The 15,326-nt window shown below is 59.8% G+C and carries 16 protein-coding genes; 13 read left to right on the plus strand and 3 right to left on the minus strand.

What is annotated here, in order from left to right; all coding sequences use genetic code 11:
* The first annotated feature begins 16 nt into the window (after positions 1 to 16).
* Entirely contained in the window at positions 17 to 859 is an 843-nt protein-coding gene (locus tag AC13QE_RS09395; RefSeq protein ID WP_488483448.1) for an oxidoreductase, read from the plus strand.
* 73 nt (positions 860 to 932) lie between these two features.
* Here the strand turns inward: AC13QE_RS09395 and AC13QE_RS09400 are convergent, their stop codons facing one another.
* Entirely contained in the window at positions 933 to 1,565 is a 633-nt protein-coding gene (locus tag AC13QE_RS09400; RefSeq protein WP_015339392.1) for an outer membrane protein, read from the minus strand.
* 363 nt (positions 1,566 to 1,928) lie between these two features.
* Here AC13QE_RS09400 and AC13QE_RS09405 point away from each other — a divergent pair, with 363 nt between their 5' ends.
* The 5 genes from AC13QE_RS09405 to AC13QE_RS09425 all read left to right on the plus strand — a co-directional run bounded on the left by AC13QE_RS09405 (position 1,929) and on the right by AC13QE_RS09425 (position 6,263).
* A complete protein-coding gene (locus tag AC13QE_RS09405; protein ID WP_488483449.1) occupies positions 1,929 to 2,696 on the plus strand; it encodes an SDR family oxidoreductase in 768 nt (255 codons plus the stop codon).
* Positions 2,693 to 4,735: an excinuclease ABC subunit UvrC gene (uvrC, locus tag AC13QE_RS09410; RefSeq protein ID WP_488483450.1), complete on the plus strand. Its 2,043-nt coding sequence runs from the start codon at positions 2,693 to 2,695 to the stop codon at positions 4,733 to 4,735. Before AC13QE_RS09405 ends, uvrC begins: the two co-directional genes overlap by 4 nt.
* A gap of 211 nt (positions 4,736 to 4,946) precedes the next feature.
* Positions 4,947 to 5,534 (plus strand): CDP-diacylglycerol--glycerol-3-phosphate 3-phosphatidyltransferase, encoded by a 588-nt coding sequence (pgsA, locus tag AC13QE_RS09415; RefSeq protein WP_015339389.1) that lies wholly within the window; start codon positions 4,947 to 4,949, stop codon positions 5,532 to 5,534.
* Positions 5,534 to 5,788, plus strand: a complete 255-nt coding sequence (moaD, locus tag AC13QE_RS09420; RefSeq protein WP_069616328.1) for a molybdopterin converting factor subunit 1 — start codon at positions 5,534 to 5,536, stop codon at positions 5,786 to 5,788. The genes pgsA and moaD overlap by 1 nt, the downstream gene beginning before the upstream one ends.
* Before the next feature lie 4 nt (positions 5,789 to 5,792).
* Positions 5,793 to 6,263, plus strand: a complete 471-nt coding sequence (locus AC13QE_RS09425) for a molybdenum cofactor biosynthesis protein MoaE (RefSeq protein ID WP_132716266.1) — start codon at positions 5,793 to 5,795, stop codon at positions 6,261 to 6,263.
* A gap of 3 nt (positions 6,264 to 6,266) precedes the next feature.
* Here the strand turns inward: AC13QE_RS09425 and AC13QE_RS09430 are convergent, their stop codons facing one another.
* Positions 6,267 to 7,163 carry a branched-chain amino acid ABC transporter permease gene (locus AC13QE_RS09430; protein WP_132716265.1) on the minus strand — a complete coding sequence of 299 codons (897 nt, stop codon included), beginning with the start codon at positions 7,161 to 7,163 and terminating at the stop codon, positions 6,267 to 6,269.
* 66 nt (positions 7,164 to 7,229) lie between these two features.
* On the opposite strand from AC13QE_RS09430, the gene AC13QE_RS09435 reads away from it, so the two are divergent.
* Both AC13QE_RS09435 and AC13QE_RS09440 read left to right on the plus strand, forming a co-directional pair.
* Entirely contained in the window at positions 7,230 to 7,778 is a 549-nt protein-coding gene (locus AC13QE_RS09435; RefSeq protein WP_488483451.1) for a CGNR zinc finger domain-containing protein, read from the plus strand.
* Complete coding sequence (locus AC13QE_RS09440) at positions 7,775 to 8,296, plus strand: hypothetical protein (protein ID WP_488483452.1); 522 nt, start codon at positions 7,775 to 7,777, stop codon at positions 8,294 to 8,296. The genes AC13QE_RS09435 and AC13QE_RS09440 overlap by 4 nt, the downstream gene beginning before the upstream one ends.
* A gap of 75 nt (positions 8,297 to 8,371) precedes the next feature.
* Here the strand turns inward: AC13QE_RS09440 and ndk are convergent, their stop codons facing one another.
* Positions 8,372 to 8,794: a nucleoside-diphosphate kinase gene (gene ndk / locus AC13QE_RS09445; protein ID WP_004122188.1), complete on the minus strand. Its 423-nt coding sequence runs from the start codon at positions 8,792 to 8,794 to the stop codon at positions 8,372 to 8,374.
* Between the two features lie 190 nt (positions 8,795 to 8,984).
* Between ndk and AC13QE_RS09450 the strand changes: the two genes are divergently transcribed.
* The 5 genes from AC13QE_RS09450 (at position 8,985) to AC13QE_RS09470 (ending at position 15,266) form a co-directional block, all read left to right on the plus strand.
* Entirely contained in the window at positions 8,985 to 9,494 is a 510-nt protein-coding gene (locus tag AC13QE_RS09450) for a DinB family protein (protein WP_488483453.1), read from the plus strand.
* Positions 9,495 to 9,650: 156 nt separating this feature from the next.
* Complete coding sequence (locus tag AC13QE_RS09455) at positions 9,651 to 10,151, plus strand: hypothetical protein (RefSeq protein WP_488483454.1); 501 nt, start codon at positions 9,651 to 9,653, stop codon at positions 10,149 to 10,151.
* Positions 10,152 to 10,200: 49 nt separating this feature from the next.
* Positions 10,201 to 12,090 (plus strand): ATP-binding cassette domain-containing protein, encoded by a 1,890-nt coding sequence (locus tag AC13QE_RS09460; protein ID WP_488483455.1) that lies wholly within the window; start codon positions 10,201 to 10,203, stop codon positions 12,088 to 12,090.
* Between the two features lie 104 nt (positions 12,091 to 12,194).
* Positions 12,195 to 13,088, plus strand: coding sequence for a polysaccharide deacetylase family protein (locus AC13QE_RS09465; protein ID WP_488483456.1), 894 nt, complete (start codon positions 12,195 to 12,197; stop codon positions 13,086 to 13,088).
* 117 nt (positions 13,089 to 13,205) lie between these two features.
* Positions 13,206 to 15,266 carry a prolyl oligopeptidase family serine peptidase gene (locus AC13QE_RS09470; RefSeq protein ID WP_488483457.1) on the plus strand — a complete coding sequence of 687 codons (2,061 nt, stop codon included), beginning with the start codon at positions 13,206 to 13,208 and terminating at the stop codon, positions 15,264 to 15,266.
* Positions 15,267 to 15,326 lie beyond the last annotated feature (60 nt).

Consider the following 15,326-nt stretch of genomic DNA (forward strand, 5'->3'; position numbering starts at 1 on the left):
CACGAAGGAGAAAGCCATGCGTGTTTGGTTCATTACGGGTGCATCCCGCGGGTTCGGTGCCCTTATCACTCAGGAAGCCCTCACCGCCGGCGACGCCGTTGTTGCTACAGCTCGCAATCCCGTTGGGCTGGCGGAGAAGTTCGGCAATCACCCAAACCTCCTATCCGTCGCCCTCGACGTATCGAGCGAGACGCAGGCCCATGAAGCCGCCGAGATCGCCGTCAAGCGTTTCGGCAAGATCGACGTCCTCGTCAATAATGCCGGCTACGGGCTGCTCGGTGCCGTGGAGGAAGCAACTGCCGAGGAAATCGAAAAGCTCTATGCGACCAACGTCTTCGGCCTGCTGAAGGTCACGCGCGCCGTTCTGCCGCATATGCGCCGGCAGCGTTCGGGCCATGTCATCAACATGTCCTCGGTCGGCGGTTATCAGAGCTTTGCAGGCTGGGGTGTCTATTGCTCGACAAAGTTCGCCATCGAAGGCCTATCCGAAGCGATGGCAGCGGAGTTGCAGCCGCTCGGCATCCAGGTCACCGTTGTCGAACCCGGCTTTTTCCGCACCGACTTCCTCGATGAGAGCTCGCTTGCAGTCAGCCCGAGTTCGATTGCCGACTACAGGGACACTCCGGCCGGAGCGATGCGCGATTTCGCGGCCGGCCATAATCACGCCCAGCCCGGCGATCCCAAACGTCTTGCAAAATCGATGATCACGCTTGCCCATTCGGCCAACCCGCCTCTGCGCATGCCTTTCGGCTCGGATACGGTCGGCGCGATCGAGACCAAGAACGAATATGTCGCCAGAGAGCTGACCGATTGGCGCGAACTGGCCGTCTCGACTGACTTCCCGAAGGAAGCCGCCTAAACATTCCGAGGCGTAATGCAAAAAAGCCGGGGTTTTCACCCCGGCCTTTTCTTCAGGCTGTGCCTTCAGATGATTAGAACTTGACGCCGATACCGACCTTGACGCTCTGCTCGTCGTAACCGCGAGAAAAGCGACCGGAGTCGAGGTCAAAGTTCTTCTTGCCGTAGTCCGTGTAGCGGTACTCGAGGCGAGCGGTGATGTTGTTGGTGATGAAGGTTTCAGCACCTGCACCAACCGTATAACCAACAGCCGTCTTGCTGTCGGACGAGGTAGCGTCTTCAAGCTTGTTCTGAGCGAGCGCCAGACCGGCCGTGCCGTACAGCATGAATGGGTTGAAGTCGTAGCCGATACGGCCGCGAACCGAGCCATTGACGCCATTCTTGGCGGTCAGACCGTTGCGGGTGCTGTCAATGCCGGCATAGCCGAGGTCTGCTTCAACGCCGTATACGATCTGGCCCTGCTGCCAGTTATAGCCGGTGAAGGCCTGGCCGCCGAAGCCATAGCCGTTGCCGTTGTGGCTGAAGTGACCCTTGCTCCAGTCGCCTGCACCACCGATGTAGAAGCCGGACCAGTTGTTGACGGCCGGAGCTGCTTCCTGAGCGACGGGCGGCTGCGGAATCTGCTCGACAGCGTCAGCGGCGTGAGCTGCGGTGTAGCCACCGAGGGCGAGAGTGGAGACCATGAGGGTCTTGATAAGAGTACGCATACTTTTCTCCTTTCAGGCCCGTGTGCTTCGCTTACTGTCTTCGACTGTGAAGCGCCACGAGCAATTAAACATATCCCTCCCGGATCGAGGTTGAAATTGGAATGCAAATGAGGAATTGGAAGAGCCAAAATATGATATCATTGTGGCACAGAGGTGGCTGAATTTCGATGTTGCTTCATCGCAACAGAGGAATTATTAACCATAACCAATGGTTAAAGCATGTATACTTATTTTAAACTAAATATATCTTAAGTTTTACATAAGAAATTCCGAAGCGTGTCATTCGCTCCCACATCTTTTCATATGGTGTATCGACGCCCTATATGAACATCGATCGGGTAACGACGAGCAGAAGGCGATCTCTTGAGCCAGGAAAAACTACGCACGGCGCTGATAACCGGCGCGTCCAAAAGAATAGGTCTGGCAATTGCCGAGGATTTATCGGCTCATGGCTTCGCGGTGGCGTTGCATGCCCATCGGTCCCTCGACGAGGCGGAAGAAATTGCGGCGAAACTGCGGCGAACGGGCCGAAAGGCGATTGCGATCAAGGCCGATCTGCTGAATTTGGGCGAGACGTCAACCCTTGTCGAAAGGGCCGCGGATGCTCTTGGTCCGCTCGATCTTCTGGTCAACAACGCCTCGGCTTTCCTCGGTGATTCCGCCGATCATTTCGACGCCGAAGCCTTCGAGGCGCACTTCGCCGTGCACGTGCGCGCGCCATCCATTCTGGCTGCCGATTTCGTCCGGCAGCTTCCCGAACCCTATCCGGGCCTGATCGTCAACATGGTCGATCAGCGGGTCTGGGCGCTTAATCCCCGCTTCTATTCCTATACGCTATCGAAAGCTGCTCTTTGGACCGCAACCCAGACGATGGCGCAGAGCTTTGCGCCGCGCATCCGCGTCAACGCGATCGGCCCAGGTCCGACGGTGCGCAGCGTGCGGCAGAGCGAGGAGGATTTTCAAGCGCAGATCGAGGGCCTCATATTGAAGGCGGCGCCGGGGCTCGAAGAATTCGGCCGGACCATCCGCTTTCTTTTTGACACGCCCTCGATCACGGGCCAAATGATAGCGCTCGATGGCGGCCAGCACCTTGCCTGGGAAACGCCAGACGTGTCGGAGAGTGCGGAATGAATGGAAGAAAGCTGCCCGATGGCGGCGTTCTCTATGACGAATCAGAGGATATCGAAGACGACATCGAGGTGGAGGGCGATGCCGCCGCCTCCCCTGTTGCGCCTGTCGATTGGAATGAAGGCGGCAAGAACGAGACCGGGCTTCGCGGCGCCGAACTGATCGCCGAATTCGTCAAGCGGCTGCCGAACAATCCCGGCGTTTATCGCATGTTCAACGAAGCCGGCGACGTGCTCTACGTCGGCAAGGCGCGAAACCTGAAGAAGCGCGTTTCCAACTATGCTCTGGGCAAGGTGCACTCCAACCGCATCGCCCGCATGGTGCGCGAAACCGCGAATATGGAATTCGTCACCACGCGCACGGAGACGGAAGCGCTGCTGCTGGAAGCGAATCTCATCAAACGCTTGCGCCCGCGCTTTAACGTGCTGCTGCGGGACGACAAATCCTTCCCTTATATTCTGATCACGGGCGATCATCGCGCGCCGGCGATCTTCAAGCATCGCGGCGCCCGCGCTCGCAAGGGCGACTATTTCGGGCCCTTCGCATCGGCCGGCGCGGTCGGGCGCACCATCAATTCGCTGCAGCGGGCCTTTCTGATCCGCACCTGCACCGACAGCGTCTTCGAGACGCGCACGCGGCCCTGTCTGCTCTATCAGATCAAGCGCTGTTCCGGCCCCTGCACGCATGAGATCAGCGATACAGGCTATGCGGAACTAGTACAGGAAGCGAAGGACTTCCTTTCCGGCAAGAGCCAGAACGTCAAGGCGCATATGGCCGAGGCGATGAATGCTGCCGCCGAAGATCTGGATTTCGAGCGCGCCGCGATCTTTCGCGATCGGCTTGCCGCGCTCTCGCATGTGCAGAGCCACCAAGGCATCAATCCAGCCGGAGTGGAGGAAGCCGACGTCTTCGCCATCCATCACGAGGGCGGCATTTCCTGCATCCAGGTTTTCTTCTTCCGCACCGGGCAGAACTGGGGCAACCGCGCCTATTTTCCGAAGGCCGATCCGTCGCTCTCCAGCGCCGAAGTGCTGAACGCGTTCCTTGCGCAATTCTATGATGACAAGCCCGTGCCGCGGCAGATCCTGTTGTCGGAGACCATCGAGGAAATGGAACTCTTGGCGGCAGCGCTTACCGAGAAAGCCGGCCACAAGGTCGCGATCCTCGTGCCGCAGCGCGGCGAAAAGCGCGATTTGGTCGAGCATGTCATCGCCAATGCACGCGAGGCGCATGGCCGTAAGCTGGCGGAAACCGCCTCGCAATCGCGGCTGCTCGAAGGTTTCAAGGAAACATTCAAGCTTCCCTATGTGCCGCAGCGCATCGAGATCTACGACAACTCCCATATCATGGGCACGAATGCGGTTGGCGGCATGGTGGTGGCAGGGCCGGAAGGCTTCGTCAAAGGCCAGTATCGCAAATTCAACATCAAATCGACCGACATCACGCCGGGCGACGACTTCGGCATGATGCGCGAGGTCATGACCCGCCGCTTCTCGCGCCTCCTGAAGGAGGAAGGAAAGCCTGATCGGACAGCTGCCGCAGAAGCATCCGGCACCGATGCAGCCGACCAGCCCTTCCCGGCCTGGCCCGATGTCATCCTCATCGACGGCGGCCAGGGGCAGATGACGGCCGTACGCGCCATTCTCGAGGAGCTTGGGATCACCGACAGCGTCATCGCCATCGGCGTCGCCAAGGGCGTCGACCGCGAGGCCGGGCGCGAGCGCTTCTTCGCGCCAGCGCGCGAAAGCTTCTCGCTGCCGCCCCGCGATCCCGTGCTCTATTTCATCCAGCGCATGCGCGACGAGGCGCACCGCTTCGCGATCGGCTCGCATCGTGCCCGGCGCAAGAAGGAGATGGTTAGGAATCCGCTGGACGAGATCGGCGGCATCGGACCCTCGCGCAAGCGCGCGCTGCTGCAGCATTTCGGCACCGCCAAGGCCGTATCGCGGGCGGCGCTATCGGATCTGATGGCGGTCGAGGGCATATCGGAAACCGTAGCACGACAGGTCTACAACCATTTCCACGAGGATGCCGCGAAATAAGAAACGCTGGTCGCAAATTCCACGCAATGGCGGTGAAAAAATAGAAATAATATTGACGATAAGGTCGCCAAACCATCATCTAGGATTTGATCCCAAAAAGTGCGAAGCGGTTTTTGGAGAAGATCAAGAAAATCAAATGCTCGGAGCGCGATGAAGCCCGAAATCGAGGCTCATCGCGATCCGCCGAGATAACCGAAACGAAACGATTTCCATGGCTTCGCGCGCTTATAGCATCCCCAATCTGCTCACCTACGGCCGCATTCTCTGCGTACCCCTGATCGTTCTATGCTTCTTCATCGAAGGCAAGCTGGAGGGTTCGGATTTCGCGCGCTGGGTCGCGCTCTGGATTTTCGTCATTGCCTCGATCACCGATTTCCTCGACGGTTATCTCGCGCGCATCTGGAACCAGACCTCCAACATCGGCCGCATGCTCGATCCGATCGCCGACAAGCTGCTGGTCTCCGCGATCCTGCTCCTGGTCGCGGCCGACGGCACCATTGCCGGCTGGTCTCTCTGGGCTGCCATCATCATTCTCTGCCGCGAAATCCTGGTTTCGGGCCTGCGCGAATATCTGGCGGCGCTAAAGGTCAGCGTTCCCGTGACGCGCATCGCCAAATGGAAGACGACCGCCCAGCTCGTGGCTATCGCTTTCCTGCTGGCTGGGCCTGCGGGCGACAAGGTGCTACCCTATACGACGGAGATAGGCATCGTCCTGCTCTGGGTCGCAGCGCTTTTGACCATCTATACCGGCTACGATTATTTCCGGGCCGGGCTGAAGCATGTCGTGGATGAGGAATGATGACGAAGCTCGTCTATTTCGCCTGGGTGCGCGAGCGGATCGGCAAAGCGGAAGAAGAGATTTCCCTGCCCGCCGATGTCGTTACCGTCGGCGATCTCCTGAGTCATTTGAAGGGCTTGGGCGAAGAATACGAGGCGGCACTTCAATTCCCCCAGGCGATCCGCGTCGCAATCAATATGGAGCACGCCGAGCACGATGAGCCGATCGCCGGAGCGCGAGAGATCGGGCTTTTCCCGCCGATGACGGGGGGATGAACTGATGGCCGTCCAACCGCTAGTCCGCGTCCAGCGCGAGGATTTCGACCTCCAGGCGGAGATCGACCAACTAACCTCAAGGAGGCACGATATCGGCGCTGTCGTCACCTTCTCCGGGCTCTGCCGTGACGAAGGCGGCACTTTGGGCGCGCTGGAACTCGAACATTATCCGGGCATGGCGGAGGCGGAGATCGACCGCATCGCCAAGCTTGCCATCGAACGTTTCGAGCTTCTTGGCCTTACCGCTATCCATCGCTACGGCAAGATCGCACCTGGCGAAAACATCGTGCTCGTCATTGCCGCGGCACCGCATCGGCAGGCGGCTTTCGACGGCGCCAATTTCGTCATGGATTTCCTGAAAACCTCCGCGCCATTCTGGAAGAAGGAACACGGCAAAGATGGCACGCAAGGCGGTTGGGTTTCCGCCAAGGACGCCGACGATGCCGCGCGGGCCAAGTGGGCCGGTAACAAGTAGGCTTCAGGGCACCACTCGTTCACGGCGGCTCAACACCAACATCAGCACGAGCAGCGAGAAGATGACGAAATCGCGCCAAAGGAACGGACCGTAAGCTCCCCACATCGTCTCCGTCAGGCCGAGGAGCGCGGCCCCGCCGGCCGACTTCAGCGGCTCGGAATAGCCGCCGACCGCCGCAATCATCAGCACCTTCAGCCCGAACATAAGCCCTGCGCCGAAATCCATGGTTCCATAGTAGGAGGTGGCGAGCAGACCGCAGATGGTCGCGACCATAGCGGAGGCGACATAGGCCATCAGGAAGACTCGGCTGGCGCTGGCGCCGCACAGTTCGGCTGCAAGCGCGTCGTCGGTGACGGCACGCCAGATGCGGCCCCATCCGGTGCATTTGAGGACATAGGCACCTATCAAGATAACGAGGATCATCAGCACGGTGTTAAGCAGCTGGATTTCGGTCAGTGTGACGCGGAAGCCGCCGCTGTCCCAGAACACGACTGCACCGTTCAGAAAGGGTGGCAGCCAGATCCCGCGCGTATTAGACGCCAGCCGCGCTGTTTCCATTAAGATGATCATCATGCCAAGTGCCGCGACGATGACCGTGTTCGGCGACTTGCGCGATAGCGGTAGCATAATCGCGCGGCCGACCAGAAAGCTGGTGCCGATCGTATAGCCGACGGCGATCACGGCCCCGAAAGCAAAGGCAGCCGGCAGGATGAGATACATCTTCGTATAACCGACGTCCGTGAAGAGCACGAGCATCTGGCCGGCAAAGGCGAAGAGCGCGCCATAGGTGATATCGGCCCGCTTCATGACCCCGAAGGCAATAGAATAGCCGAAGGCCAGCGTCGCATAAAGTGCAGCGAGCGGAACGGCATTCGCCAATTGCTGCAGAAGATAGGCCATTCCACCCCTCCGAAGAACAAGCAAATAGTAACTGGCAAAATTCATTTTACCAGTTATAATTTTGTCATGAGCTTTACCTGGACTCCACATCGCTTTTCCGGTGGCGCGCTTGCGCTCGATGTCGCCAACAGCGTGATCCTGCGCCATGACGACGAGCGCCGGATCGACCGTTTCGAGGCGGCAGGACAGATGGATAGCTTTCCGAAGGCGGCAGCCAATTTCTGCGCCGAACGAGCGCTCTTCGGCGATATCCTGCCGGTGAAGCGGGAAAACCAAACCGATTTCATCGCGCTCCGCGAATTGATCGATCGTTATTTCCGGGCACGCGTTCTTGGGGAGGCTGCCGATCTGCTGCTCGCCGATCTGCTTGCGGCATTGGCTGGGGTCCTGAAGCGCGCGTCCTCCAATGGGCTCGATGCCGCAACCGTGCATTCGACGCTGCGCCTCATCGCCATGCCCGATCCGGAGCGAATGAAGATATGCCGCAACTGCGGCTGGCTCTTTATCGACCGCAGCAAGAACAAGAGCCGCGCCTGGTGCGATATGGCGGTTTGCGGCAACCGGGCCAAAGCCAGCCGGCACTACCGGCGCAAGAAGGAGGAGACTGCGCCATGACGATGCGAAGGATCATGCTGACAATGATAGGTGCCGTGATCGTCGCCGGCCTGGCATTGGCTGGCTGCCAGCGGAAGGACGACGAAGGCCCGACCCAGCTCACCGGCCGCCTCTTCGTCTTCAACTACCGGGTGGCGAGTGCGAGCTACATGATCACGCTCAAGAAGATCGCCCCGATCCCTGAGGGAACAAAGGCGATCGCGGAATTCGAAAATCCGGCCGGCGGCGACCCGCTTGTCGTCAATCAGAAGATCTATACATTCTGGGACAAGATCACGCTGGAAAGTCCGGACCTCCATTGCGTCCGCAAGGACCGCCCTTACTCCGTCTCAATCAAGCTGGTCGATGCCAGCGACAAGACGATCCAGACGATCAAGACCGAGGTCAAATCCGATCTCGACCAGACCGTGCTGCCGACGAAGCCACTGGTCGTCGGCCCGGTCTATACCGCCAATCCAGATGTCTTCAAGGGCGATGGCAGCACCGATTATGGACATGATGTTGCGTGCCCGGCATGAAAAAGCCGGGACGCGAGGTCCCGGCTTTTTCATGAGTCATTTCAAATCGTTCAGCGCTGAAGCTGAAAGGCTGATTCAGCCGACGATTTCGGTTTCGGAGAACCAGTAGGCGATTTCGACGGCAGCCGTTTCCGGAGCGTCCGAGCCATGAACGGAATTTTCGCCGATCGACAGAGCGAAGGTCTTGCGGATCGTGCCCTCGTCAGCGTTTGCCGGGTTGGTCGCGCCCATGATTTCGCGGTTCTTCAGGATGGCGTTTTCGCCTTCGAGAACCTGAACGATGGTCGGGCCGGAGGTCATGCCTTCAACGAGTTCGCCGAAGAACGGACGTTCCTTGTGAACGGCGTAGAAGCCTTCAGCTTCACGCTTGCTCATCCAGACACGCTTGGAGGCGATTACGCGCAGGCCGTTGTCTTCAAAAACCTTGGTGATGGCGCCGGTCAGGTTGCGCTTCGTCGCGTCCGGCTTGATCATCGAGAAAGTACGTTCAATCGCCATGGGTCCGTTCCTTGTAATCAGAGAAAAGTGGGCGGTCTTTACCTGCCCCAAGGCCCGAAAACAAGGGGGATGGGCCAATTTCACGCCGCTGTCACAGTCCGGGCATCCGATTCGCAATCGGCCGATGGCATTGCGATGGTTTATTTGCAAACTCAGCGGCAACATCGCCGCACCATTGAGGAGAGGTCATATGCTCAAACATTTCAGGATGCTTGCCGACTACAATCGTTGGGCCAATGTTCAGGTCTACAACGCCACGGCAGACCTCAGTGATGCGGAATTCCATGAGGATCGCGGCGCGTTCTTCGGTTCGCTCCACGGAACGCTGAACCATCTGCTTGTCACGGATCGGCTGTGGATGCACCGTTTCAACGGCACCGGCGGGGTGCCGGCGTCGCTCGAGACAGTCCTTCATGACACACTTAAAGGACTCTACAGCTTACGGGAGGCGGAAGATCGAAATATCATCGCCTGGCTGGAAACACTCGATGCCGACGCGCTTGCCGTCAATCTCACCTATACCTCGATCCTGCGACCGGGCGCCATGACCGTTCCCCTCCATGCGGCGGTAGCACATATGTTCAACCACCACACCCACCACCGCGGCCAGTGCCATACCATCCTCACATCCATGGGCAAGCCGTCGCTGGTGCTGGACCTGCTGAACTTCCTGCGCAGTGAAGGAACGCGCTGGATGTGAGCGAGAGGCGAACCGCTGTTTTCCGCTTTCGCCAAAGCGTTGAGCACCTGCCTCATTTTGTTGCGACGCAGGGTGAATAAGGCATTTTGTTCATGTTCCTTTAACCTGCCGACCTGCAGATTGATAAGATATATCAGCTCACGGTCAGAAGCAGGCATGAAGAACTCGCAGACAAGCGTTTCGGCATATTCCATCGATAATGATGAAACGGAAACCGAGCTTGAGGTTATCGGCCGCTTCATGACGCGGCTGAAGGTCAAGAACCTGCCGCGCAACTATCAGCTCTTTCACGAGGCGCTTTACGGGCAGGATCGCCATCTTGCCGAAGAAATCGAGGCGCTTGGCCCCCTTCCCTCGCAAAGCGGGCTCGACGAAATCGGCCTGAAGTATCGCCTCGTCAGCCATTGCGGGCTGGTGGCGCGCAAATCGGAAAGCGATGCCGCCGAAATGCTCCGCGAAGTCGCAGATCAGCTCGCCAAGGGGCTGATGAAGAAACAGCGATTTAGCCGCGAGACCGAAACGGCAGCGAATGCGAACCCCGCCCTCGACAGCCTCAATGCCTCTCTCAGCAATCTCATGCTCTACGAAACCGAGCTGACCGAGCGGCTGCGCAACTGCGCCAACCTCGCGAAGCCCTCGCAAAAGGCTGGCGCCTAAGCGACTTCGCGCTCTTGCCTTCGGCGTCGAGTTCGGCCAAAACCGCGCCATGATTTCGATTTCAGACCTTTCCGCCCGCATTGCCGGCCGCCTTCTCATCGATCATGCCAGCGTGACGCTTCCGGCGGGCACGAAGGCTGGCCTCGTCGGCAAGAACGGTGCTGGCAAATCCACGCTGTTCAGGATCATCACCGGCGATTTTGCTGCCGAAAGCGGCTCTGTCTCGATCCCGCGCAATGCGCGCATCGGCCAGGTTGCGCAGGAGGCCCCCGGCACCGAAGAGCCCCTGATCGATATCGTCCTCGCGGCGGACAAGGAACGCTCCGCACTGCTTGCGGAAGCCGAAACCGCGACCGATCCGCACCGCATCGCCGATATCCAGACGCGGCTTGCCGATATCGATGCGCATTCGGCCGAAGCGCGTGCCGCCAGCATTCTCGCCGGCCTCGGCTTCGACCACGAGGCGCAGAAGCGCCCTGCCTCCTCTTTCTCCGGCGGCTGGCGCATGCGCGTGGCTCTTGCGGCTGTCTTGTTTTCCGAGCCGGATCTGCTGCTGCTCGACGAGCCGACGAACTACCTCGACCTTGAAGGCACGCTCTGGCTGGAGGACTATATCCGCCGCTGCCCTCACACGGTCATCATCATCTCGCACGACCGCGATCTTTTGAACACGGCCGTCAACTCCATCGTGCATCTCGACCAGAAGAAACTCACCTTCTATCGCGGCTCCTATGACCAGTTCGAGCGGCAGAAGGCTGAAGCCGACGAGCTGCAGATGAAGGCGAAGGCGAAGAACGATGCGGCGCGCAAGCATCTGCAGAGCTTCATCGACCGCTTCAAGGCCAAGGCCTCGAAGGCGCGACAGGCGCAATCGCGCATCAAGGCGCTGGAACGCATGGGCACGGTCGCCGCCGTCATCGAAGATCATGTGATGGGCTTCAGCTTTCCGGAGCCGGAAAAGCAGCCCGCCTCACCGATCATCGCGATCAGCGGCGGTGCCGTCGGCTACGAGCCGGGCAAGCCGATCCTCAAGCGCCTGAACCTGCGCATCGATGCCGACGACCGCATCGCGCTGCTCGGCTCCAACGGCAACGGCAAATCGACCTTCGCGAAGTTCATTTCAGGCCGGCTGGGCGCGGAGAGCGGTGAAGTCAGGCTCGCACCGAACCTGATGATCGGCTTCTTTGCCCAGCATCAGCTCGACGATCTCATTCCGAACCAGACGGCCGTCGAGCATGTCCGCCGCCGCATGCCGGAGACACCGGAGGCGAAGGTGCGCGCCCGCGTCGCGCAGATGGGCTTGGCGACCGAGAAGATGGACACGCAGGTCAAGGATCTCTCCGGCGGCGAGAAGGCACGCCTCCTCATGGGCCTTGCCGCCTTCGACGCACCGAATCTGCTGATCCTCGACGAACCGACGAACCATCTCGATATCGACAGCCGCAATGCGCTGATCCAGGCGCTGAACGATTATTCCGGTGCGGTCATCCTGATCTCGCACGACCGCCATCTGATCGAAGCCACCGTCGACCGCCTCTGGCTGGTGCGCGACGGCACTGTCTCGACCTTCGACGGCGATCTTGAAGAATACCGCAGCCTCGTCGTCGCCAGCCCGAAGTCGAAGGACGAGAAGGCCAAAACGAACGGCATCGACGATTCCGTTTCCAAGGCCGACCAGCGCAAGCTCAACGCCGATCGGCGCGCGTCGCTGGCGCCGCTCAAGAAGAAGATCAACGAAATCGAATCCTTGACCGGCAAGCTTGAGAAACTGATTCAGGCGCTTGATGCAGAACTTGCGGATCCCGCCCTCTACGAGAAGGCACCGGCAAAGGCTGCAGAAAAGGCAAAGCAGCGCGCCGATGCCGCCGAGAAGCTTGCGGCAGCCGAGGAGCAGTGGCTGGAACTTTCATCGGAATATGAAAGCGGCATGGCCGGCTGAGGCTGACTGCTTGTTAAGGAATTCGCGGCCGCTCCTAACCGATCATTAACCATAACTGCAGAATATGCGCTCAACTTTCATGGACATAGTGTTGAGCGATTCTGATGAACTACCGTCTGTTGCTGGCTGGCCTTGCCGTGTCTCTGGCTCTCGGAGGATGCGCCACCAAGCCAGGCAATGAAGCGTCGCTCAAGAGCAGCTATGCCGCTGAAGAGCCGCGCCACAAGCCGCTGAATGCCAACGATCCCATCGAGATGGAGCCGAAGAAATGGCTTGTCGCCGATCTCGAAACCCGGGATGACCTGGCCGGCATGAACGGCCCGCACAATCTCGCCGGCCGCACGCTGGAAGTCTCGTCGCTCAAGGATATCAGGCTCGCCGACAAGGAGGTCATTCTGACCTTCGACGATGGCCCGGCTCCCGGCAAGACGGAACGCATTCTCGCCACGCTCGACAAATTCGGCGTCAAGGCCGCCTTCATGATGGTTGGCGAAATGGCGAAGGCTCATCCGGCGACGGCACGCGAGGTGCTTGCGCATGGCGATGCGATCGGCAGCCACACCTTCCGCCATCCCGATCTCGACAAGATGACCTTCGACGCGGCGATGACAGAGATCGCCCGCGGCAAGGATGCCGTCACCAAGGCGATCGGCACGGATGTTCCCTTCTTCCGCTTCCCCTACCTCGCCGACTCCAAGCGCCTGCGCTCCGCCATCGCGGCCCGCGACATGATCGTCATGGACGTGGATATCGACAGCAAGGATTACTTCACCTCGACGCCCGCCTCGGTGGTCGATCGCACCATGAAGCAGCTCCATCAGCGCGGCCGCGGTATCGTCCTGATGCACGACATTCACCAGCGCACTGTCAGGATGCTGCCTGCTCTCCTGAGCAGGCTGGAGAATGAGGGCTACAAGGTCGTCACGCTGAAATACAAGCGCGAACCGGGTCCGGCGACCAATCTCGTCGCGCAGGCCGGCACTAAGATGGTCCGCTGAGGCGGGCCAACACCGAAAAATCTATGACCAATACGGTGCGGAAGGACGGTTGCTTCAGCGCCCGTATTTTGGTTTGCTGATGCCTCATCACCATCAGCAATAGAATCCGGAGCCGCCATGCACCTCCACCTCGAACGCGACGACGATCCGCAAACCTTGCAATTCGTCGCCAAAATGGATGCGGACTCCGAGCGGCTGCTGAAAACGCCGGAGTTCGAGGCGGATCGCACCGCGATCAAGGACATGATCGAGCGCGAGGACCGGTTGATCACCACCACTCGGCGCGGCAACTGGCTGTTCGATTTTCATCGCAGCGCCGATCATCCGCTCGGTCGCTGGTATCGGCTGCCGGCCGATCTCGCACCCCTTCCCGATGCGCCGTGGGAACCGATCTTCGATCTCGATGCTTTCTGTGAACAGGAAGACAGGAAATGGCTCTGGCGCGGCGCCATCACCTGCCCGTGGGAGCCGACGCGGGTGCTGCTTTGCCTTTCCGACGGCGGCTCCGATCCCATTCGCATGCTCGAATTCGATTGCGAGACGAAGAGCATCGTCGAAGGCGGCTTCGACACGCCGGCCGTGCGCAGTCACGCGACCTGGCTCGGCCGCGACGAAATCGCCTATTTCGGCTCCATCGACCGCGAATCCTCGACGCGTTCCGGCTGGCCGCGCGTCGGCCGCCGCCTGAAACGCGGCCAGGCGCCGGCGGATGCGCCCGTGCTCTATGCCGCCGATGACAGCGACATCTATGGCTCCTGTTCGATCTTCGATCCGCAGCTCGCCGGTCTTGCGACGGGAGATGCGGCCAAGCCGATCCGGATCTTCAACGCAGGTCACGAAATCGGCAGCGCCAGCCATTTCATCGAGGATGGGGACGGTTCGCTGCGACGGATCGACCTGCCGAAGGATGCCGAGTTCGGGTTCAACCACTCCCATCTGATCTGGCTTGCCAAGACCGATGAACGGCTTCCGGCCGGCAGCCTGGCCCTGCAGCCCCTGCCGCGGGAGCCCGGCAAGAGCGACGCTGATGAAAGACGCATCCTATTTTCGCCCAATGAGCGGCAATCGGTTTCGCAATTCCTGCTACTGCGCGAATGGTGCGTCTTCATTGTCTCGGACAATATGCAACCGCATCTCTTCGTTCTCGATCTGACCAGGACCGATGCCGAAATCCGCGAAATCGCGCTGCCTGCGGATATTCAGACGGTGTCGGTCGCACCGCTCTATTCCGATCTGCATCTCGGCGACGATACGCTGCAGGTCTATGGCGCCGGCTTTCTGCAGCCGCCCTCCTCCTACCGGCTGGATCTTGGTGATCGCCAGACCCCGCTTGAACTCAAGCACATTGCCAGTTCGCCGACCTATTTCGACAGCGAAGGCATGACTTCCGTCCTGCTGGAAGCCACTTCCGAAGACGGCACGAAAGTTCCCTATCATATCGTCCTGCCGAGAAGCTGGACCAAGGGTGAACTGCCGGTGCTGATGTATGGCTATGGCGGCTTCGACGTCTCGCTTGGCCCCTATTATTCCGGCGTCATTGGCCGCTGGCTGGAGCAAGGCAACGCCTATGTCATGGCCTATATTCGCGGCGGCGGCGAATTCGGGCCGAACTGGCACCGTGCCGCCAAAGGGCACGGGCGCCACAAGGCGTTCGCGGACTTTGCCGCCGTCGCCCGCGATCTAGTCGCCCGCGGCTATACCAAGCCATCGCGCATTGCCGGCAATGGCGGCAGCAATGGTGGGCTTTTGACCGGCGTCATGACGACACGCTATCCAAAGGATTTCGGTGCCATCTGGTGCCAGGTGCCTGTCCTGGATATGACCCGCTTCCATGTCTTCCCGGCCGGAAAAGCCTGGATCGACGAATATGGTGATCCCGACAATCCGGCGGACCGCGATTATCTGCTGAGCTATTCTCCACTGCACAATGTCAAGCCTATCTCCGAGATCACTTATCCGTCGATCTACATCGAAAGCTCGAGCAATGACGACCGGGTTCACCCTTCGCATGCCCGACGTTTTGCGGCTCAATTGGAAGCGCTCGGTCATCACCCGCTGTTCCACGAATTCGGCTCGGGTGGCCATGGCGGCGACGGCGCTTCGACGGAACGCGCGACACGTACCGCGCTGGGCTATAGCTTCCTGCGGGAAACGATCGTAAAAGGCAAAAACCTCTAGGCCGCCCCTCTTCCGGGTTCGAGCAAAAATCAACGGTTGCACGAGCTTCCGATACGCTTG

It is taken from the genome of Martinezella sp. CNPSo 3957 (assembly GCF_057784395.1).

Bases quoted from the DNA above. Each gene is read 5' to 3' on its own strand.
- moaD (WP_069616328.1), top strand. From the start codon at position 5,534: ATGACGAAGCTCGTCTATTTCGCCTGGGTGCGCGAGCGGATCGGCAAA.
- AC13QE_RS09435 (WP_488483451.1), top strand. From the start codon at position 7,230: ATGAGCTTTACCTGGACTCCACATCGCTTTTCCGGTGGCGCGCTTGCG.
- AC13QE_RS09400 (WP_015339392.1), bottom strand. From the start codon at position 1,565: ATGCGTACTCTTATCAAGACCCTCATGGTCTCCACTCTCGCCCTCGGT.
- AC13QE_RS09450 (WP_488483453.1), top strand. From the start codon at position 8,985: ATGCTCAAACATTTCAGGATGCTTGCCGACTACAATCGTTGGGCCAAT.
- AC13QE_RS09430 (WP_132716265.1), bottom strand. From the start codon at position 7,163: ATGGCCTATCTTCTGCAGCAATTGGCGAATGCCGTTCCGCTCGCTGCA.
- ndk (WP_004122188.1), bottom strand. From the start codon at position 8,794: ATGGCGATTGAACGTACTTTCTCGATGATCAAGCCGGACGCGACGAAG.
- pgsA (WP_015339389.1), top strand. From the start codon at position 4,947: ATGGCTTCGCGCGCTTATAGCATCCCCAATCTGCTCACCTACGGCCGC.
- AC13QE_RS09425 (WP_132716266.1), top strand. From the start codon at position 5,793: ATGGCCGTCCAACCGCTAGTCCGCGTCCAGCGCGAGGATTTCGACCTC.
- AC13QE_RS09465 (WP_488483456.1), top strand. From the start codon at position 12,195: ATGAACTACCGTCTGTTGCTGGCTGGCCTTGCCGTGTCTCTGGCTCTC.
- AC13QE_RS09470 (WP_488483457.1), top strand. From the start codon at position 13,206: ATGCACCTCCACCTCGAACGCGACGACGATCCGCAAACCTTGCAATTC.
- AC13QE_RS09440 (WP_488483452.1), top strand. From the start codon at position 7,775: ATGACGATGCGAAGGATCATGCTGACAATGATAGGTGCCGTGATCGTC.
- AC13QE_RS09395 (WP_488483448.1), top strand. From the start codon at position 17: ATGCGTGTTTGGTTCATTACGGGTGCATCCCGCGGGTTCGGTGCCCTT.
- AC13QE_RS09455 (WP_488483454.1), top strand. From the start codon at position 9,651: ATGAAGAACTCGCAGACAAGCGTTTCGGCATATTCCATCGATAATGAT.
- AC13QE_RS09460 (WP_488483455.1), top strand. From the start codon at position 10,201: ATGATTTCGATTTCAGACCTTTCCGCCCGCATTGCCGGCCGCCTTCTC.
- uvrC (WP_488483450.1), top strand. From the start codon at position 2,693: ATGAATGGAAGAAAGCTGCCCGATGGCGGCGTTCTCTATGACGAATCA.